The organism is Methanobrevibacter sp. V74, from assembly GCF_963082495.1.
Taxonomy (GTDB): domain Archaea; phylum Methanobacteriota; class Methanobacteria; order Methanobacteriales; family Methanobacteriaceae; genus Methanocatella.
Map to the genome: position 1 here is coordinate 124949 of NZ_CAUJAN010000003.1, position 20599 is coordinate 145547.

The 20599-nt window shown below is 30.5% G+C and carries 21 protein-coding genes; 2 read left to right on the plus strand and 19 right to left on the minus strand.

All coding sequences use genetic code 11. The annotated features are described in order from the left end of the window. Window positions 1–2 precede the first annotated feature (2 nt). Entirely contained in the window at window positions 3–1310 is a 1308-nt protein-coding gene (locus Q9969_RS05485) for a TldD/PmbA family protein (RefSeq protein ID WP_305555227.1), read from the plus strand. Beyond that, on the plus strand, window positions 1307–1711 hold the full coding sequence (locus tag Q9969_RS05490; RefSeq protein WP_305555230.1) for an SseB family protein: 405 nt from the start codon (window positions 1307–1309) through the stop codon (window positions 1709–1711). Before Q9969_RS05485 ends, Q9969_RS05490 begins: the two co-directional genes overlap by 4 nt. Before the next feature lie 22 nt (window positions 1712–1733). Here Q9969_RS05490 and Q9969_RS05495 read toward each other — a convergent pair whose 3' ends face one another. From Q9969_RS05495 to Q9969_RS05585, 19 genes are all read right to left on the minus strand, one after another. Continuing rightward, window positions 1734–1982: a hypothetical protein gene (locus tag Q9969_RS05495; RefSeq protein WP_305555232.1), complete on the minus strand. Its 249-nt coding sequence runs from the start codon at window positions 1980–1982 to the stop codon at window positions 1734–1736. Window positions 1983–1990: 8 nt separating this feature from the next. After that, window positions 1991–2452, minus strand: a complete 462-nt coding sequence (locus Q9969_RS05500) for a GyrI-like domain-containing protein (RefSeq protein WP_305555235.1) — start codon at window positions 2450–2452, stop codon at window positions 1991–1993. A 167-nt stretch (window positions 2453–2619) separates the two neighbouring features. Continuing rightward, entirely contained in the window at window positions 2620–2820 is a 201-nt protein-coding gene (locus Q9969_RS05505; RefSeq protein ID WP_305555238.1) for a hypothetical protein, read from the minus strand. Window positions 2821–3013: 193 nt separating this feature from the next. Further along, window positions 3014–3958 (minus strand): hypothetical protein, encoded by a 945-nt coding sequence (locus tag Q9969_RS05510; protein ID WP_305555241.1) that lies wholly within the window; start codon window positions 3956–3958, stop codon window positions 3014–3016. A gap of 166 nt (window positions 3959–4124) precedes the next feature. Continuing rightward, window positions 4125–4949, minus strand: a complete 825-nt coding sequence (locus Q9969_RS05515; protein ID WP_305555244.1) for a hypothetical protein — start codon at window positions 4947–4949, stop codon at window positions 4125–4127. A gap of 21 nt (window positions 4950–4970) precedes the next feature. Further along, window positions 4971–7712: a hypothetical protein gene (locus Q9969_RS05520; RefSeq protein ID WP_305555247.1), complete on the minus strand. Its 2742-nt coding sequence runs from the start codon at window positions 7710–7712 to the stop codon at window positions 4971–4973. Between the two features lie 20 nt (window positions 7713–7732). After that, entirely contained in the window at window positions 7733–8410 is a 678-nt protein-coding gene (locus Q9969_RS05525; RefSeq protein WP_305555250.1) for a hypothetical protein, read from the minus strand. After that, window positions 8407–8679 carry a hypothetical protein gene (locus Q9969_RS05530; RefSeq protein ID WP_305555253.1) on the minus strand — a complete coding sequence of 91 codons (273 nt, stop codon included), beginning with the start codon at window positions 8677–8679 and terminating at the stop codon, window positions 8407–8409. Before Q9969_RS05530 ends, Q9969_RS05525 begins: the two co-directional genes overlap by 4 nt. Window positions 8680–8698: 19 nt before the next feature. Continuing rightward, a complete protein-coding gene (locus Q9969_RS05535) occupies window positions 8699–10732 on the minus strand; it encodes a hypothetical protein (protein ID WP_305555256.1) in 2034 nt (677 codons plus the stop codon). 169 nt (window positions 10733–10901) lie between these two features. Beyond that, a complete protein-coding gene (locus Q9969_RS05540; RefSeq protein ID WP_305555259.1) occupies window positions 10902–12047 on the minus strand; it encodes a baseplate J/gp47 family protein in 1146 nt (381 codons plus the stop codon). After that, window positions 12044–12472, minus strand: a complete 429-nt coding sequence (locus tag Q9969_RS05545) for a DUF2634 domain-containing protein (protein ID WP_305555262.1) — start codon at window positions 12470–12472, stop codon at window positions 12044–12046. The genes Q9969_RS05540 and Q9969_RS05545 overlap by 4 nt, the downstream gene beginning before the upstream one ends. Before the next feature lie 47 nt (window positions 12473–12519). Continuing rightward, window positions 12520–12948, minus strand: a complete 429-nt coding sequence (locus Q9969_RS05550; protein WP_305555265.1) for a hypothetical protein — start codon at window positions 12946–12948, stop codon at window positions 12520–12522. A gap of 34 nt (window positions 12949–12982) precedes the next feature. Further along, the gene (locus Q9969_RS05555) at window positions 12983–13414 is read right to left on the minus strand and encodes a hypothetical protein (RefSeq protein WP_305555268.1); all 432 of its coding nucleotides are present in this window, start codon (window positions 13412–13414) and stop codon (window positions 12983–12985) included. 13 nt (window positions 13415–13427) lie between these two features. After that, entirely contained in the window at window positions 13428–13829 is a 402-nt protein-coding gene (locus Q9969_RS05560; RefSeq protein ID WP_305555271.1) for a hypothetical protein, read from the minus strand. 3 nt (window positions 13830–13832) lie between these two features. After that, complete coding sequence (locus tag Q9969_RS05565) at window positions 13833–14564, minus strand: hypothetical protein (protein WP_305555274.1); 732 nt, start codon at window positions 14562–14564, stop codon at window positions 13833–13835. A 7-nt stretch (window positions 14565–14571) separates the two neighbouring features. Next, entirely contained in the window at window positions 14572–15681 is a 1110-nt protein-coding gene (locus Q9969_RS05570) for a hypothetical protein (protein ID WP_305555277.1), read from the minus strand. Between the two features lie 15 nt (window positions 15682–15696). Next, complete coding sequence (locus Q9969_RS05575) at window positions 15697–16647, minus strand: transglutaminase domain-containing protein (RefSeq protein ID WP_305555280.1); 951 nt, start codon at window positions 16645–16647, stop codon at window positions 15697–15699. 6 nt (window positions 16648–16653) lie between these two features. Further along, window positions 16654–17199: a hypothetical protein gene (locus Q9969_RS05580; protein WP_305555283.1), complete on the minus strand. Its 546-nt coding sequence runs from the start codon at window positions 17197–17199 to the stop codon at window positions 16654–16656. Further along, entirely contained in the window at window positions 17186–20593 is a 3408-nt protein-coding gene (locus tag Q9969_RS05585; protein ID WP_305555286.1) for a hypothetical protein, read from the minus strand. Before Q9969_RS05585 ends, Q9969_RS05580 begins: the two co-directional genes overlap by 14 nt. Between the last annotated feature and the right edge of the window lie 6 nt (window positions 20594–20599).

A 20599-nucleotide genomic window follows, 5' to 3' on the forward strand; every position in this document is an offset into this window, starting at 1 on the left:
ATATGATATATGAAATTGCAGAAGATGTGAAAAAAGCTGTTGAAAACAAATGTGATGCTTACGAAATTTATATTGATGAAAGCAAAACAATCCAATTAGATTCACTTAAAGATGAATTAAACTTTGCAAAAGAAGAAATTGAACGTGGTCTTGGAGTAAGAGTTATAAAAGACAATAAACAAGGTTTTGCATTTACCTCAAACTTGGACAAAGTAGCTGAAACCGGGTTGCAAGCTATTGATAACACTAAATTAACAAAAGTAGATGAGAATTATGCATTTGCGGAAGCTGAAAAAGTAGCTGAAGTAAAAAAAGTTTACGACAATAAATTCAAAGATTTAAGTCTTGATGAAATGGTGGAATTTTTAAAACATGCCATTGCAATTGCTGGTGAAAGCGGATGTGAAGTAACTGGTTCTGGATTTAGTGCAAGTGAAGGAAAATCATTAATTATAAATTCAAATGATGTCTCCATTGAAAATAAAGGAACAGGATTTGGTCTTGGTTTATCTGTAACAATACAAAAAGATGGTGAAATTGCAACTGGCTATAACTCACAATCATCAAGATTCTTTGATATAGATGGTGAAAAACTAGCTAATGAAGCATGTGACCTTGCAAAAAGTTCACTTAACACAAAACCTGTTGAAACTGGAGATTATGATGTGGTACTTGATTATTATGCTGCAGTTGGACTTCTGCAAACATTTTTAGGTGCTTTTAATGGTGAAAATGTAAGTAGAGGAAGATCAATCTTAAAAGATAAATTAGGGGAAAATATTGCAAATTCAACATTATCCATTATTGACAATCCATTACTTGAAAAGGGAATGTATACCTCCAAATGTGATGGAGAAGGAAGTGTTTCTCAAAAAACAGCACTAATTAAGGATGGTGGATTAAGCTCATTTATTTATGACATCTACACTGCCAATCGTGAAGGCGTAAAAACTACTTCCAATGGAATTAGAGGAACATACTTATCAACACCAATGATTTCACCAACAAACCTCGAATTTAAATTCAGTGAAATGAAGGATTTGTCTGAAATCAGCAATGGAGTTTTAACAACCAGTGTGCTTGGAGCCCATACTGCAAATCCCATTTCTGGAGACTTTTCAGTAGAAGTAAGTAATGCATTTAAAATAGAAAATGGAGAAATGGGCGATCCTATCAACAAAGCCATGATTTCTGGAAATGTATTTGAAATTATGAAAGAAATTGAAGGAGTGAAATCCGAAGTCAAACAATATGGACATTACATTATTCCAAAATTATTAGTTCATAATTTAAGAGTTGTTGGACAATGAACAAAAAACTCAAAGAATTAATTTCAATACCTGAATGTGAAGCAAGCTCTAAAGATGATGAATTATTAGTTGAAGAGTTAAAAAAAGCCCAATTGATAATGCCTATTGAAATTATTTCTGCAGATGCTCTTAAAAACAGCACCATTGAGAATATTGAAGAACCTTTACGTTTTAAGCCATTGAAAATAGCTGATGATAATGAAAATCAATTTATAGCATTGTTTAGTGATGAAGACGAAGTTATTAAAAGTAATGTGGAATTTGATGTAATCAATATTTATACTGAAAACTTAGCTGAAATAATTCAGGATAGTGATGGAGAATATTTTGGAATAGCTATTAATCCATTTAGCAAGTTTTCACTAGCCATTCCCTTAAACGAATTCATAGAATTATTTTAAAAAAAAGTTTTTTTGAGAAAAATTAGATTTTTTTCAATTTTTCCCGATATCTATCAACTGTATCATGACTAAAATCAAGCTCCAGATAATCATGAGTCATCTTCTTATTATCATCAAAGCTTTTAATTTTATCATCTGAAAGCTTATTAATTTCTTTATCCAATCTATTTAATTGCTTATCAAAAGAATATTCGGATTTTCTCATATTTATGTTGGATTGACGGGCAATTCTTTTAATTTCCTCATCAATATCCAGTTCTTTTTTAGCCATATTATCACTTACATTTCAATGATTGGCAATTGAATTTCAGTTATAAATTCATTTTCATCATCACAATTGTGGAAACTTCTAACTAAAACTTCCTTAGGAGATCCGATAATATCATAATGATTTTCTTGAGCGACTTCAACTAATTCGGCATAGGTATCCAAAATATTATCTGTCGGACCATAATGTTTACCTGCTAAAACTTTATTTGCAATCATATCAACAACACGAATCTTATCGGTCTCATCAGCATCTTCTTTAATTGTAATACTAACATCGTAAACTGCATCGCCTTGATTAACTTCATGTCTTGGTGAGAAATAAACAATAAATGGTTCACCCTCAGTTTCAATCTCTTCAGCATCAACCCACCCCATCAGCATGGAAAGGAAAACACCTAAATCTGAAATAGGAGTTTTACAATTAATAACTCCCAATTTTTGTTCTGGAATAACTTTAACTTCATACTCCATAATTACACCTACCTTAAATTTTTACTTCTAATTGAATAAATATATTTTTGTTCTATAGTCGAAGTTAGTTACTTGATTTTTTCAAACCTAAAACGACTTTAAAAAAACATGAAAAATAAATGTTCAGCAACATACTAACGAACAAATATTTTAATAAAATGTAATAATTAATCTGACATCCCAGATATATAAAAATTTTCTTTTATAAGTTTATCTAATTCCACCCTTAAACATGCAAGTTCTTCTTCAATTTCTTGACATTCATCATCTAAACAAGTTAATAATCTAAAATTCAAAGCTTTAATCTTTGCACGAATAATATTACGTTGATTAATTTCATTAAAAACTTTAAATTCTTCAGGCGTCATTGCACATAACCATCTTCATTAATTTGTTTTTTGTCCGGTATATCATATTTATTACGTAATTCATTAATTCGTATTTGGTCCTGTAGTATCCTATCTGTTAAACCTGAACGATTGTATGCTTTGTTGAGCAATGCTTGTGCTAAATTAATTAATATTGTTATTATTATCTGTTTCATAAAAAAATACCCTCATACTATTTCTTTGTTATAATCATGATTGATTTTTGACTTATGAGCTGAATATATGATGTGAATTCATTTGTACTGCGTTTTTCAACATAACCACAATAACAACCTTTACTGCATTTATCTCCTAGACTATTTTGTACTTTAACAATGCCATTATTTAAATTATTTATCACTTCATAATGTCCCCATTTTCTACGATATTTATTGTGAATTACACAGTCTTGATTATTACTATCAATTATTTTTTTAATTCCTTTCCAACCAATATCAGATAAATTTTTCCATTCCACACGTAAATTATAACCATATTTCTTATTAAACCATGCCACGGCAGTTTCTAAACCTTTATGGTCAGTACCACTAGTTGTAGTTCCTGCAACACGTGCAATTGTAGATTGTTTTACAACTTTACCAGTTAAATTACGAAACACTTCTTGAAGACTATGACACCCACAATAATATCCATTATTTTGCCCAACATTATCACAACCACTTTTTATTGCATGCCCATGCTTATTTTTAGATTTTACTGAGGATGATTTGAACACTCCACTATTGAATGTGCAAGTGTTTGGTAATCTTTTATTTGCATTATAAAAAGTTACAATTTTTGCAAAACAATAAATACATAATTTCGGATTAATCTTTTTATTATTATAAATTACATAATTCGGTAATCTATTACTAGTTGAAATAAATTTATTAATAATCTTAGCAAGATTCACATATTCACTTTTACTCAATGTAATATTAACATTATCTCCATTAGGATTAGGTGCATTTTTAATATTTAATTTCACTAATTCTTTACCTGGAGATATAACTGCTTTTGTTAATAAACATCCATATTCAGCGTAGGTTAATCCTTTCACTTTAGTTGGAATTTTCTTGTTTTTTTCAACATATTCTTTCACAGTTTCTGCTATGCTCACAGTATCATTCCATATCATTATTTTCATACTCCTGATTTTTGTAGATTAATAAAAGAAGGAGGGCAATTACGTATACTCTCTCTTCTTACAAGGTAACAACAATTTTCTAAGTTTTGGGCACATGTTCTCCTATAACAACATCCTTTACATTCTTTATTAATTTTCATAAAGTTACACTTCCCTTTTACACCATATATGTACAATTCAAATTAAGCCAAGCTCCCTGAGGGATGTTCTGACCAATACTAGTGTTATTAGTATACCTTGAAATATACACCATTCCATCCCTGTTAATTATCATCACAAATCTAAATGAATCTGTTCCTTGTTGTAGAATAACGAGATCTTGAGGAGGACAACAGTCTGAAGGTAATTTTAATACTGGTATAGTTTGTGCCCCACTCAAAACTATTTTTGCAGTGGGTTTTACAGCACCAATAATTTGAACAATACTGTTTTTTCTCCGATACCTTACAGATCTAGCTTTATCATATTCCACAAATACTGATTGTGCAATTGGATTTAAGATAGGACGTTGCCATCCACTATCATAAACAATATTATCTAATTTATTTTTATCAGAAGAGGACATGAACCCATCATCAGTGTTTGTTGCAGAGTTATGAGTATGTACACTGTTTGCTTTTCCAGATAATTTTGAAGTTATTTCAGATTCAGTATAATATCTGTCATCATGATCATGTCCTACTTGACTAAAACTACTTTTAGGAGTTCCAGATAGTTTTGTTGCATTAATATCAATATTCTGAAGACTATTATTTAATATGTCATCAATTGTTCTGCCTTTTAAATGACTATTTTCATTGTATTTAATGTATGTTTCATCGATAACATTCAATTTTGATTTTAAATTATTAACTTCTTGTTCATCAACAACGTTAACTCGTGTAATTTCATTATTCACATCATTATATAATATGATAGTTGCACCAATAATAGTCTCATTATCACTGCTTTTGTTATAAATTTTACTTTCAATAGAAACCATTTTACAATAACCTCTCCAATTTTATACTTTTACTTCAAAATAAACATCTTTAATATGAACTTGCATATCAATATCTTCTCTTGTTGCATAATAACCTAAAGCAATCTTATTATCCTCCAAATTAGGAGTATAAACAATCTCTAAAATATCTCCTTGACTAAGAATTATAGTTTCTGAATCATTAACATTCACAGTAAAAACAAGCTCATTAGATTCAATATCCAATATAAAATCTTTATTCTCAAATAACTCCAATGGCTCATCATCTATCCCATTTTTATACAAATACACTTGACGTATAGGATCTACGGGTTTGGCTTTCAAACTAACACGTCTTGTTTCAAGATGAACCTCTTCAACAAGTATTGTTTCTTTAAAATAATCAAGAATCAAACCTTCACTATACAAACCAGTACTACTATCAATATGAATTCCCACTTCTTCAGGAGACAATCCACTAATGAAAACTGGATTATAAGTAATATATAAATCACCATCAACAATGTCATCAATTGTTTCAGGTTTAAATATTAACTTATTATTTTCATAATCAAAAGTATAATCAATCCACTCACTAAAAACATCAACACCATTATCAAGACCCTCATGCTCTGGAGCTTGCAAACGAACCTTTTGAATAGGAAAAGCAACTTCATTACTAAAACTTAAACCTCCAAGATCATAATCAGAAAAGGCATCATCATCACTTGTTTTATAAACAATCATGTCTTCAGGAGATGGACTGAAACTTAATAGATATAACTTATTCTCAAATTCATAAGGTTTAACATAAACATATCTACTTTTTAATTCAGTTAGAATTTCAGGATGGTCGGTTAAATATATTGCACGTTCTTCATCAATGTAATTCGCAACAACAGGATAATCTAATCCAAGTAAAGACAATTTTTCATCAACATCATTTAACCTAATAAAATCAAAATGATCTGTAACAGTAGATCCTTGAATAATTTCCACCTCACAATTTACAGTTGCATCTTTTGAGAATGGAGCGAAAATGCGCCCCCACACACTAGCACCAAGAATGCCTTCAGTATTTGGATCATGAAAAGATGTGCGAGCATACATTTCTTTCGCAGGAACAGTTACAAGATTAATATTAATATTCTCAATATGTGGAGTGAGATTGCCATACGTATCATTACCTTCTACAACATTAGTGTCTCTCCATAATTTCGCTCTAAAAAGAAGCATAGTAGGTTTATTCTCATCAAAAGTAATCACACTGGTGTTAGTGACTTTTGTCCAATAATCCCCATCAGTTGAATACTCATATTCAACATGAATATGATTCTCAGAATTTACTGTTTCACTACCATTATCATTATATGACAAAATTACTTGACGAATAGGATTTGAGAAAATCGGATTTAAATACAAATATTCCACATCATCATTATAAACAGCACTAGATGAACCTGAATTTGTTTCCACATGACATTGAAATGCAAAATCCTGTGGAGTGTATTTTCCTTTTTTATACTCTAAAAGTTTACCATTCTCTCCAGTATCCACACCATTTTTACCATAACGTTTCCAAGTACGACCATTATCTTCAGACATGAATGCATTACCATCAGGGTAAATATTGTCTCTTTTACAATTACGACCCCATCCACCCCATCTTGGACAATGTTTCCAATCAGACAAAGGACTAAACACTACAATAGCATAAGTTTCCTCTTTCTTAATATTCACAGGTTTTTCAAACTGAATATTCGGCCAAGGATTACCTGCTTTATCATAAACAGCTTCTGCTAATGGATGATACACATCAGATAAATAAGGATTATTAACTCCTTTCTGATATTTAGGGTTCTTTTTATTATGCCCTAACCATTGAATGTATTCTCTTTCAATAACATATGTTCCATTACTTGCTTTACGATATGCAGTTTCAGTGAGTATATGGCCATTTTTATCTTTTTTGTACTCACCTTTATGTTTACCACTAGTGTATTTTAATTTCTTTTGATATTTATTATATCTTTGATATCCCTTGTATTTTGAAGCATAGGGGACATAATTATATTCCATTTTCTTTTTAGTTTTATTCCATTTAGTTTTTGGGACAAATTTTTTATAAGTTTTCCAGATCTGAACATATACTGGACTTGCACAACTTTTACTACTAGATCCATTATAATCTAATTTTAAATCTATACTTGTTAAAGCACCAGAATACTTAGCTTTAAAAGTTTGAGCACGACAAACACTTGGAATATCATATCTTTTCCAATCCTTTAACCAATCAGCTTTTAAATTATAATTCTTAGACTTATTATACCCCACATACCAGAAACTATTGTTACTCCCACCAGTACTTGTTCCGAATGTTTCCACATTAGGAGGAGTTTTAACTGGGTGTTGTTGTAATCTACAATATGTTACACTTTCGCCATCACCAATATCTTCAGTTACAAAATCCACAGTGGATTTTGAATAATCAATTAAACTCATATCGGTGAAATCAACAAGAATTGATTCAGATACACTATTATTAAATCCTACTTCTCCCCCATTGACTTTACAACCATAACTACTTTTTTCATCAAAAAATGTACGAATATTATAATTTTTACGAATAGCTGGAGGAGTTAAATATTTTAATTTTTCGACTTGCTGACGTAACCATTCATCATTTTGACAACATTGCTCTGCCCATTGAACAGTAGCATATTGTTGTTCACTGAATGATTTTATTAAGTTTAGATTTTTATAAACAGGTTTACATTTTACCATAATATTTAAACCTCATATTTTTATTGTGTTTGAATAAGAATTTCCTTATTTTTAGGATTGTTTTTATTAATTGTACGAATATACAATGTTCCAGTAACTACATCATAATAGTATGCACCAGTATTTTCTTTTAATGATTCTGCACTATTGACATAATGATACCCTGATTTGGTATCCTTCTCAAAAACACCAGTCACATTATTCTCTTCATAAAGATAATAAATATTATATTTCACAGTTTCTTCATCAAAACTAGTGGCTGGTTTCCAATCCCTCCTATCAGTTAAAGTAGTTAACTGGAAAATATAACTAATATCTACACTCTCCATACTTGAGTCTAACATGTCTTCTGGGAGTTCATAAACATCATGACTTATTAGAATATTATTATTTGCAACACCAATCTCACACGTATTTTCAATTTCTCCAATTGAACAATTACATTTTAAAATAATTTGTTTAGTATCTAGATTTACTTCTTTTGTGCAGATTTTCCTTACAGTTTCATTACCTAGAGTTAAATCATTCTTATTAGCACTAATAGATGAATCACCTAATACAATATACTGTATTGGATTGAATTCATCATCTATCGCACGATGTAGGAAAAATGATTCACCAAGTAAGGTAATAATATTATGATTTTCACATAATACTCTTCCGTTGCTTGTTAGTTTATATGTACCTATAATGTTCATATGAGATTCACAGCCCTATTGTTAATTCGTAATTTCGTAGACAATACGATATTATTACCTGCAGGTAATTTTTTTGGTTCTCTGATGTAATGAAAATGAATTTTTTTAGAAGCAGGCATTAATTTTTGCAATCTTCTTTGTAATTGTGAAGATTTTTCTAATCTGATATTTGCAGGTACATCATTAGGATTTACATAAATATCAAAATTAGATGGATTCATTTCGTTTTCATCACGGAATATTTTACAGTTTTCATTAAATAACTTCATATAATACTCTCTCCATGTTTTATATTTTGGTTACAATTAAATTCTTCAAATAAATAGAACCAAATAATTCCTGTGAAGCAAGGTTTGCCATGTTTGTACTGGCTCCCATAGTGACAATTGGTTTGTCAGATAATTCAAGCCATTCATAAACAACTTTATCTTCTATGTTATTGTTCTTCCATACTTCCAAGGTAGTACTGCTTGTTTTTTTCATATGCAATGTGTACCAGTCCACAGTAGGATTACTCCAAATACTTCCTGTTAAATCATTAAGATTAGAATCTGGAGTTTTAGTATAATTTGGAGTTCCATTATTATCTAAACGTGGATTTGAAGTTACACTTCCTTCCCATCCAAATATCCCCCAACCATTAAACGGATTATCTGGACTAGTTAATAAAATTAAACCAACATATCTTAACCCAGTTAAATATGCAACATCAACGGATAATTCCCATAAACCCGTATTGTCCCATCCCTCACTAAAACATGCGCCTTTCAACACTCCAACATTATTATATACACTATAAGCATTTGAATTGTCTCCTTGTATTATCATGTTCTCTGAACCATCGAATAAAGGGTTAAATAGTATTTTTTGATTGTTTTCTGTTTCAATGTACATTGGATGATTAAAATTATTGTTAGTGTAAGTATTAGATGTAATATGCTGAGTGTTTTCATTATTGTTTAATACGATATTTTGGAGATTAAATTCAACACCAGAAGAAAGTTTGAAAAATTGATTTGATGGTGAATTTATAATTACTCCATGTTCTGTATTTGAACATCCCATTAGAGTAACATTCTTATTTAAATTAATTGTAGAATCGATAGTATGTTCACCAGTTGTTAATACAACAATATTTTTATTTGATGTAACCTTTGATAATGCTTTATTTAATGTTAAAAATGGGAAGTTCATGGTTCCATCATTATTATCATCCCCCATGATAGGGTTAACATAATAATATCCAGTACCACATCCTTTAACACGAATGGTAATGTGTGTAACTCCTATAATTTCACCATCTATGTTTTTACCAGTTACTTTTAAAACATTATCTTTGGAAGGATTTAATAATTCATGAATATATGGATAATTTTCTTCAGAACCTTCTGGTGGGTAATTATTCCCCCTAAAATTAGAGATAATATTAGTATCATTTAATTGTATATCAACAAGATAATCTCCGATTAATTCTTCTGCAAGATTATTCAAAAAACGAAAAGATAATCTTATCTTTTGATTAGGGGATGGTAACTTAGTATTGATTCTTGTGAAAAAATATGCTCCATGTTCTAATTGATAATCATAAAACTTATCTTTATGCTCCCATTCACGAGGAATCCATTCATTTACGAATAATCTATCTCCATCACAAAAGTAATCCTCATTTTCATCAACAGAATCATCATAATAATGTGGGTGTTGGAAAATATCAAACACTTTCAATAAATACCTACTCCTATTTTCCATTACAGTAGTTAACCCATATATTTTATATATTTCAGCAACAGGCAAAGGTACAGTATGGGTTAAAATTATATAATTAATTATTCTTTTCATGTAATGATAATCATCTTCTGTTAATTTATCATTGAATGGAGGTTCAGTTAAAAAATATTCCTCCTCAGTTACTGGTTGATAATCTTTACGTGGAAGATTGTATAATGCTCCTATTTCATCAAGACTAATATCATGATCATACACATTATTTTGAATAGTGTCATTTTCAGGGTATCCTTTCATGATAGTGTATTCATCAAATGTTTCAATAATTATTTTGAAGTTATCTTGGGGTATAATATCTGGTTCATTAATATTTTCTGGATTTTCCTCATCAGAATCATTACTAGTTTCAATTTCAATATCATTTGATGTGTTGTGAACATATGAATAATTAAAAGAAGAAATATTATTCTCAGAAAGATATGATTCAGTATATATGACTTCATTGTTTTTATATAAAGTCACATTTTTTAAATGAGGATAATTTGCAATAAAATTAACAGTATATTTGTAAGGTTCATTTTGTACTCGCCAAATCAAACATTTTTTATTTAAATTGAAACTATGATATATATTATTGAGATCATTATAAATCTTCTTGAATTGATTATTAGAAACATTTTGACTTTTATAAAAATTTGAACTTATATCTTTATCCAAAAACCATGGAAACATATCTAGTAAACTTTTTAAACTATCCCTAACCATATCAAATCATCTCGATAGTAATACTATTAATAATCCCAATTTCATCCTCAAGAATACTAATATACTCTTCAGGATAAATGAAAGTAATATTCTTCAATTCAAATACTTCATCATCTAAAAAAACAGCAAGTTTATGAGGAATAAAATCCTCCCCTAAAACAAGCCCAGGATACCATGAACTATCAACCCTATAACCCCCATCAATAAAAACTTTAATACAATTAATAATTTTTGATTTAATATCTTCTTTTTCCATTAAAGAGTAAGGATTAACTTGATCTATATCAACATTGACTTTAGCATAAATATCAATTGGCTTAGGTGTAGGAGACGACATGAAAATGTCTTCCGTAGCCTGAGTAATATTTTCTTGTAATTCCTTGTATGCTTTATTTAATTGATAATCCGTTCCAGGATCCAAAACACATTTTATTGTTCCGGCACCATCCCAATTAGGAATTATTTTATAAGAATCAATACCATTAAAAGAAGCAAAATAATTCTCATAAGCTTCAATAGAACCTTTCAAGTGAATTCTTGTCCAGTTAATTAACAAATATCTGTATTCATCATCATTGTATTCTTCTTCTCCACCATTACTTGAAACTGGATTATCTACAATTAACGAATACTCTAAATCATCAACAATCTTTGTAATTTGATGTTCAACTATTTTACTTGATACTCCAGGAACAATTGCTCGTGTAGCAACACTAGTCTGTATCTCTTCGGCACTGATGAATATTTCTTCAAGAGTAATATACTCCACTCCAGAATCTGTACTAACTGTTACTCCTTCTGGAATACTAATATTATTTTCAGCAGGTTCATTTAAAGTGAAAACACATATTACTTCAGCACTTGTTGCTCGAGGTCTTGAAATACCTAAAATTTCACCTAAACTATCAAGGTCTGATCCTTCAGCATATTCTACTTTTGCAGACTCATAAACTTTGGTGAGATCTTTGTAAACTTTACTAAACATTAATGCAATAACACTTTTATCCATGACATAATAATTACTGATGTCTTCATTGTTTTTAATAAGTGCTGGAAATTCTTCTGCATGACTTATTAATCCTTTTTTCAGTGAGTCATCAAGCATTGCTTCAAAAATTTCTTCATATTGTTTTTCAGCATAATTCATAAAGTCACTCCATCGTTGATAAGTTCATCATCAATACTTGTAACACTATATTTCACAAAATATGAATGAGACTCATCATTAATTTCAATATTATTTATTTCTTTGATTCTACGCATGTTTTCTAGGACATCTGTAATGAACAATTCCATTTTATACCTTGTCATGCCTGTTTGCCTTACTTTTATGAGTTCATGTACACGGCAACCAAAATTATCATATATTGGAATATCATTTAATTCATTGTATCGAGTCATTATTGCAATTATTATTGCATTTTTTAATGATTCTTGTCCAGTAACATTAACATAATCTCCATTACTCATTTGGATATCATATTTACTATGTTTATTTGATTTTAATTTAACATCTTCATTTAATGTTTTGTAGAATAAGAAATCATCAGATTTGTTTATTGGTAATGACATTCGTGTTTTCACCTCAATTATAATCCGTATATTTTTTTATAAAAGGTTTAAATGTGGTAAGAACAGTTTAAATTCAACCAATGTTCATTAGGTATGGTTTGTGCTGTAGTGTCATTATCAGAGTATCTTTCAACTATGATTTCACCATTTGTTTTGATGTTGAGGTTGAATCGGTTCACACCTGTGCCCTGTTGCACAAAATTATGTGTATATGTTGGTCGATACTCCTCGGGTAATGTTGCCACTTTGTAACTGGTTTGATTAGAGATACTGGTCTGTTTTTTAACTGCACCTGAAATCCACACCACACCATCTTTTAATCGTATCCTAGGCTTAGCATCAACAGAATATTGTTGTACATCACTGCTATTTAATGTGAGTAAAAGCCAACCAGTATCTGTAACTACAATGTTTCCCTCTACTATTGAATCAATTTCTTCTTTTGTGTAAAACCATTGTCGTAACCAAGTAACCAAATCTTTAATTATTTGAGTCATATCATACACTCCCTCAGTTGATTGTATTGAATATTATACAACCTTCATTAGTTTTGCCTTTATCAACTAAAGTGATATTAACCCCTAATGTTTGATTTTTATAAGATTTTAAATTACTGTTCTGCATTAAATATGTTAAAGCATTAGCTATATTTGTTGCAACTTGAGTTGCTTCTCCCCAATCATTCGGATTTGGGGAATATTGAATACTATTCGCATTCAATTGTTGAAGATTAGATAATTCTTCATCAACTTCAGTGATTAAATCTTTCAAAACTTTTCCCTGATAAGCTGATAAAGCTAATCCACTTTGATGTGCTGCTTGAGTTAATCCATTAATTATTCTAACATGACCATACTTATCAGTAGTACCTATACCATATGTAGCTCCAGAACTAACATGATCTCTTGGAGCATATATATTATTAAAATGTGAATAATCCATAATGTCACTTAATTTAATATATATGTTCATCATTGCTTGAATTATCTTTTGAGTTAATGATAAAATCAATATATTTATCACCAATACTTAACCCATCTACAGGTACATTTGGTAAAGTTGCTGATTTAACTGTTGCTGATTTAACTAGGAAATCTTTAGGAATATTTATTTTACTTCCTACTTGCATTCCTCCTTGTTTCACAACATATGTTTTTAAAAATCCATTTTCAGCAATACTTTGTTCTTCAACAGTAACTGTTTTGCTCTCAACATTATTAGTTATATTATTAACAACACTTGCATCTGCTTTATTATTTATTTGACTTTGTAAACCATTAATAAACACGTCTACTTCTGATTCTGTGTAGAACCATTGTTTTAACCATGTTACAATATCTTTTATTATTTGAACCATTTTCTACTCTCCTATATTTAAATCTAATTTTAAATAACCATTATTCATTAAATCAATATTTAATCCTACATCACTTTTTTTAACATAATCCAATAATTCAATATTCCCTAAATCAATATTATTTACTTTAGTTTCAAGTTCATTTATTTTAGCATCAAAATCAGATTTTCTAGTATATTCTATAAGATTCATATCAGAATCCAATTCACCAACATTAATTGTTGAATCTGAGGGTAATCTGAAATCTAAACCATCCCCTCCAAATTTAATCCAATATTGATTTGTTCCTTCAATGTCCATTAATTTTAAATTACCTTTTTTTGCTGGATTTAAACCAATTAATTCTTCAGAATTTATGAAACCAACTAATATTTGCTCTTTAGTATTATTATTAATATCTAAAATAAGACATTCTAATTCACTACGAGGAATAATGCAAGGCTCTTTAAGTTTATCACAGAAATCATCTTCTCCATCAGGAGTGAAAAAATCAATAAGGTTACCTGTGTAACGGTGTAGAATTTTACATAAAATTAATTTATTATTTTTTAATCGAATTTCGGCTTTATCAAGATACGGGTAAAATTTAGTCATTACTCCTATCTGCATTTTCAAGTCTTGTGTCACTTTTGAAATTTTAGTATTAATCTCTGGTGAGATGCTATAATTAAATTCATTTTTTAATGCGTTTCTTAAACGAGCATCTGTAACTGTAATATTTTCTGAAGTTTTCATGCTTCAATCATTCTCCATTATTTGTTTCATCATTTTCTTTATTTATTGGTTCACCAAACCCTGGTGGATAATCAACTAATGTTAATTTACAGTTCCAATCCCCATCTTGATCATCTTGTGAAATCTTTGAAATGTACATGTAATCTTGAATGTTAAAAGAAGGTAAATAAACATAACACCATCCAGGTTGCCATTTACTGCTCCCCTGAACTTTACATTCAAGTGAATGTCCATTATCTCTTTTGATTTTAGCCCATTCACGCAGTAAAAAATCTTTTGCATCATCTATCTTTTTAATTGAATCATCTATTGCTATACTTGAAGAGATTTTCCCAAATCTTTTAATTAAATAATCATCCTTAATGGTTAAACTTGTATTTTTAAAATCACTTGTTAAATGATTAACAGTAGATGGATTAATATCATTAACATTCACACTATCTGCATGAATGTTATCCCCTTCAATAATGCTTAATTTTGCTGTTGAAGGGGATTTGATTTTTCTTATGTGAACTGTATCTCCTTTTATGAAACATTCTGCATCTCCATCCCATCCATAAAGCACGTCTTTTAATGCTTCTTTAATGGTTGAAGATGAATTTTTTGAAGATGAATTTGAAGTATTATTTCCTCCAATGATTTTAACTAGGTTATTTCCTAATTCTTCACGAGTAGCTCCACATGCGTATGCTATTTGTGCTTTGTATTTTTCACATACTTCTGATGTAGTCATACCCCAAAGGTTTTTTGTGTAACTATCTGAACTTGCATCATCATGAGCTTTTTTAAGTTTTGCAGTTTTAGCACCATTACAACTACATGTTTTGCTATTAATATAACCTTGTAATCCAAAATAAGCATATTTCACATGATAATATCCTTGTTTAATTCCTTGAGCAAAGTCTTTATAAGTTTGTAAATCAGCACCATTTACCATGTAGATTGCAATTTTACCTTTATTTTTCTTTTTACCCATTGCTGTTTGAGTGTGGTTTGGTCCAACATTTAACACTTCAACTTTATGCCCTGCTTTTTCAAGAATATTTTTAACAACTTTTTGAGATTGTTGATCATAACTTTTACTGTGATAATCACAACCTAATAAAATATCTGCCAAAAAAACCTCACCTCTTTAACAGTCTGGTTTATCTCCATTTTTCTTATGATATGGTCCTCCACCGGATACTTTTTCAGAATTTCTTGTTTTGCAATTCCAAACATATCCAATACCTCGACTATTAGTTGCATCACATGCATATTCTTTTCCATTTATTGTAACAACAGTCCAGAAATGATTACAACCATGCACAACAGTTGCATTAAGGTTAGCTGCTTTCATGCATGCGCATTCTAATAAAGAAGTATCTGCACAATTAACCTTTTTTTTCGATAATACTTCCTCAGGAGTGCTGCACTTCGAGCAAGGATAATTACTATAAGTTAAGACATTATTTACTTCTTTATTGATTAATTCCATTTTTTTATAATCATCAGTTTCATTTCCAACAGCTCTTTGAACAAGGGAGTTAACTTGTTCACTACCACTAAAACTTGTTCCAGATGACGAGACATTTCTATAATTAATTTTTTCATCTTTCAAACCTTTAGTATTAATATTTGCTTTTAATCCTGCAGATTCTATAATATTTTTTAGAATTTTGCTTCTTTTTGTTTTAGTGAAACTAAATTCTTTTTTCTGGTCTAATAATTTACTCATTCCTGATATTTTAATTTCCACTCCATCTTCTGAATATTTTTGTTCTGTGATAAAACCCAATAAACAATTTTTTAAATCCTCCCATTTCTGAGGATTCCACTCTTTTTTAAGTAGTATTTTCTTACCTTTATAAAAAATTGTATCATCAACACTAGGTAATTTAACAGATCCATTACTACTAATGTCTTCGTAGTCATAGTCAAAACTGTTACTAAACATTTCATTGAAATAATCTATTTCAATTATTGTGCCATTTTGTAAAACTAATCCTTCTTTATCTTCCTCATCAGATACTTTTTCAACATTTGAATCTTTTGTTTTGTATATCTCCAATCCTGACCTTGCTAAACTATCTTGAGCAATCATTTATTTTTAACTCCTTTTTTTCTTCTTTGCAACTTGATTTCTTTTTGATTTTGATTTAGAAGATTTTTTAGAATTAGTAGTTTTTTTAGTTGTAGTGACTTTAGAATTAGTAGATACTTTTTTAGTTTTAGGTATGATGAATGATTCTCCAGGAATGCGTGATTTTTTATCAGGTATTTCTGTTACTGTAATCTCTAATTCCATGTGATTAATAGAGTATTCTGGAAATTCAGGAGATAATGATATTAAAGCATTGAATTTTCCACCCATATATCTTGAGATAACTTCAACGGGTTTACTAAGCATTTCTCTAAATTGGTTATCATATGCATCTGGTTTGTCTGTTGGGAAAAAAATTGTTGTATTAAAAGTCCATTCTCTATGAATATATTTTCCTTGAGTGACTATTTCTGTACCTCCAAGAATTGGTGTGAATTCTCTTTCACGTCTATTATAAGGTTCTTTTGGGCGAATGTTTTCTGCATAAAAAGGAATGCCCATTATTGTAATGCTTTCAGATACTCCTTTTACCATATCATCATACATTCCCATAATATCCCTCACCCTCAACATCGACATTGGTAATATTCTCTAATGATTCTAAAGCAATAGTTAATATTCCACGAGCTTCACGTTCTGTTTTATTTCTTGCATCAACAGCAACTGCACCTTCTTGAACAATAATTGTTACAGATTTATTACTAGTATTATCTGGTGATTTGCTACTTGTTGTTTTTAAAGCATTAATATATTCAGCAGTTAATTGCCCATTATTTCCAACATCAAGTGATGGATTCCCAAATGAATCAACAATTAAAGAACCCGCATTATAAGCAGATTCTTTTAAAGAGGAATATGCATTTAAAATTGCTTCTCGAGTATAATTCATTTCGCCTTTCATTGTACGGGCAATGAGTCCTGGAGAATGTGCATCAATTCCATTTTTAAATGCTTCAACAACTTCAGCCGCACCATTTTGAGCAGCAATTTTAGCAGCACCAATACCATTATCCACAGCGGTTTTCACATAAGTCATTTCAGTTCTCATTACCTCTGATAATTTTAAAGTAGATTTAAATCCTTGAGTAGAATTATATCCTAAACCTTTACCATAAGTATTTGCGGTGGGTTTTGCAGAATTGATAGCATTAGCAACTTTGCCTTGTACTCCAGGACTTAATGGTGCTAGACCAGTTTGAACACCCGATACTATTTGAGAACCAATGCTTAACGATACTTCTGAAAAACCACTTGCACTACTAAGAGTAGTTTTTAAATTGTTTAATGCAGTTTGAACATTATTTAAAACACTATTAACACTGTCACTACTAAAAGTAGTTTCATTTAATTTAGTTAATTCATTAGCTGCAGTTTGAACATTATTTACTGCAGTACTTATTTGGGTTGGATCAAAACTTTCCATTGGAGGGAGATTAGTTAAAGTGGAACATACTTCTGAGACTTTTGTTAATGCAGTTCCTACATTTGCAATTTTAGTTGTTGTGTCATCAGTTATTTCACTCATTGCAGATAATTCTGCGAGTTTCTGGGAAGCGGTCATTAAATCTTTTTTAATTTGATCTAATGAAGTTGCAATATCAACACCACCAAACAAACCGTTCATCCATTCATCCCAAGAACTATTATCTCTCATTCCTCGTAGAGTGTTGAAAGCATCATTAACACTTGTAAGAGTATCTGAAACTTTTTTAATTTTATCTGCAACACCATCTGGAATATCACTTATTCCTGAAAACTGTGCTAATGATTGACTAGCTCTTACTATATCATCTTTAACATTTAATAAAGCAGTTTGAATATCTACACCTTCACCGAAGATTCCTCCAATGAATCCTCCAATTAAATCATCCCAGTTTTGACCATCTCTGATACTACGTAATGCACTTATTGCATCACCAACACTTGCCAAAGAGTCACAAACATTTTGAATATTTTGTGCAACACCTTTATCTAATGGAGTCATGCCTGAAAATTCATTTAATTTAGTAGATGCATTTATAATATCAGTTTTTGCCTGTTCCAAACCTTCACTAACACTACCAAAATCAAGAGCTCCTGCAATAAAATTACTAAATCCTGTAGTAATATTAGTCCAAGTTAAAGCTCCCATTGCAGAAGATACACTCATTAAACTTTCACTAATATTTTTCAAATTATCCGGAATATTTGGATCTATACCCACAGTACCAAATTGTTTTAATAACTCTGCTGCTTTAGTTAATGTATCAACTGCAATTTTTAATGGTCCAGTGATTCCAAGAAAACCTCCAGTGATAACTGCTAAACCAGTCATGATTCCTGTGAAAGTCATTGCACCCATTGCAACACCAATCCATGCAATACCTTCAGATAATTGTTTAATCCCATCAATATTATCTTTTAAATCAACATCACCAAAATTCATTGCAGCGAAAACTTGCTGAATAATGTTTAAGAAAAACAAAGCCTCAATAACTAATCCTGTTGCAATTGGAATCATAATAGCAATAACTGCACTTATTGCAAGCAAAGGAACAATCATAGATGTAAAAGCACCAGATAAAGTAGTAGTTGCAACTGCTGTTTCTTCAATAGCCACACTTGCAGCAGCCGCTTCAGGACCCGCAGCACCTACTGCAGCTCCAGCACCCGCAAGACCAGTAGTTACATCAGCAATTTCATCAGCACCAGAAATAGTTTTACCTAAATCCCCAACATCATCAACTACGTCATTAAATTCATTAGCCTTATTTAATACAGTTTTTTGTGACTCAATCCCATCGTTTAATAATTTTAAGGCATCTTTTTCAGTAGTTTTTGCAGTTCCAGCATATTTTTCTATTTCTTCAAGTGTACTTCCAGCATTATATCCAAAACCACTACTTGCAAAAGCAGCTGCTTCAGCAATTTCAGGACTTACTTCAACAAATTTTTTACCTTTGGAAACTTCTGATCCCATTGCACCAATATCGGAAACATTGCTTATAGTGTTTAATGCATCACTTGCACCTTCAGCTGCTTTTTCAACTCCTTTAATGTTGTTGATGACAAATTTGAATGCATTTCCTAAGTCTTTAACACCATTTATTGTTGTTGAGATATTCCAAAAAGCATTATTTGCAGTTTCCACTCCTGCAGAAACCATTAGAATAGAAGCTGCAAGCCCTCCACCAACAGAATCATCTAGATCTATAAAACCTTTTTTTATATCTTTAAGGACAGGTAAAAATTCATTTCCTATTTTTTTACCTGCTCTACTAAAAGATTTTCCAATAAGTGCATCTAATCCTTGATTTGTTTCCATTAACTCTTTTGTGGAACCTGTGACTTTACTAACTGCTTTCATGAAACCTTCAACATCTTTTTCATCACCATTCCAATAACCAGTTCTTCGAAGAGACTCTTCTGTAATACCATATTGGTCTAACGCTGCAAAAGCACCTTTAATACCTTTACTGAGATCCATCATGGATTGTTGTGCTAAGTCTGTTGAACCAGTTTGAGCCAATACTGCAGCACCAAAGTTTGCCATGTCATCAGTAATATTATTCATCTCTTTATCTGATGCACCAGTAGCTGATTTAAATGCTTTCATTGCAGGTATTAATTCCTGCATACTAGTTAAAGATGAATCTGTTACTTTATCAACAGTATTATATAAATCTTCAGCACCTTTCTTAGTTTCAGTCATATTATTCAGGAGAACTTTATTAGTTTCTGCTTTACTACTAGTTCCAAGAATATTATCTAATGCAGATTTCCCAGTTAGTCCCTGCATTATGTTATCAGTAACTGCACCAAGATTCATCATTCCACTATTAACACTAGCGAATGCAGATGAAATACTGGATGCCATATTTTTAGCATCTCTATCCACCTGACCAAAAACACCAGAAGCTTCATTTCTTGCACCTAATGTTAATAAAATTTGTTCAGTAGTATTCATACTCTC

Bases quoted from the DNA above. Each gene is read 5' to 3' on its own strand.
- Q9969_RS05545 (WP_305555262.1), bottom strand. From the start codon at position 12,472: ATGTCATTACCAATAAACAAATCTGATGATTTCTTATTCTACAAAACA.
- Q9969_RS05500 (WP_305555235.1), bottom strand. From the start codon at position 2,452: ATGGAGTATGAAGTTAAAGTTATTCCAGAACAAAAATTGGGAGTTATT.
- Q9969_RS05565 (WP_305555274.1), bottom strand. From the start codon at position 14,564: ATGAAAACTTCAGAAAATATTACAGTTACAGATGCTCGTTTAAGAAAC.
- Q9969_RS05525 (WP_305555250.1), bottom strand. From the start codon at position 8,410: ATGAACATTATAGGTACATATAAACTAACAAGCAACGGAAGAGTATTA.
- Q9969_RS05560 (WP_305555271.1), bottom strand. From the start codon at position 13,829: ATGGTTCAAATAATAAAAGATATTGTAACATGGTTAAAACAATGGTTC.
- Q9969_RS05580 (WP_305555283.1), bottom strand. From the start codon at position 17,199: ATGGGAATGTATGATGATATGGTAAAAGGAGTATCTGAAAGCATTACA.
- Q9969_RS05495 (WP_305555232.1), bottom strand. From the start codon at position 1,982: ATGGCTAAAAAAGAACTGGATATTGATGAGGAAATTAAAAGAATTGCC.
- Q9969_RS05530 (WP_305555253.1), bottom strand. From the start codon at position 8,679: ATGAAGTTATTTAATGAAAACTGTAAAATATTCCGTGATGAAAACGAA.
- Q9969_RS05575 (WP_305555280.1), bottom strand. From the start codon at position 16,647: ATGATTGCTCAAGATAGTTTAGCAAGGTCAGGATTGGAGATATACAAA.
- Q9969_RS05540 (WP_305555259.1), bottom strand. From the start codon at position 12,047: ATGAATTATGCTGAAAAACAATATGAAGAAATTTTTGAAGCAATGCTT.
- Q9969_RS05555 (WP_305555268.1), bottom strand. From the start codon at position 13,414: ATGGATTATTCACATTTTAATAATATATATGCTCCAAGAGATCATGTT.
- Q9969_RS05585 (WP_305555286.1), bottom strand. From the start codon at position 20,593: ATGAATACTACTGAACAAATTTTATTAACATTAGGTGCAAGAAATGAA.
- Q9969_RS05505 (WP_305555238.1), bottom strand. From the start codon at position 2,820: ATGACGCCTGAAGAATTTAAAGTTTTTAATGAAATTAATCAACGTAAT.
- Q9969_RS05520 (WP_305555247.1), bottom strand. From the start codon at position 7,712: ATGGTAAAATGTAAACCTGTTTATAAAAATCTAAACTTAATAAAATCA.
- Q9969_RS05490 (WP_305555230.1), top strand. From the start codon at position 1,307: ATGAACAAAAAACTCAAAGAATTAATTTCAATACCTGAATGTGAAGCA.
- Q9969_RS05510 (WP_305555241.1), bottom strand. From the start codon at position 3,958: ATGATATGGAATGATACTGTGAGCATAGCAGAAACTGTGAAAGAATAT.
- Q9969_RS05515 (WP_305555244.1), bottom strand. From the start codon at position 4,949: ATGGTTTCTATTGAAAGTAAAATTTATAACAAAAGCAGTGATAATGAG.
- Q9969_RS05485 (WP_305555227.1), top strand. From the start codon at position 3: ATGATATATGAAATTGCAGAAGATGTGAAAAAAGCTGTTGAAAACAAA.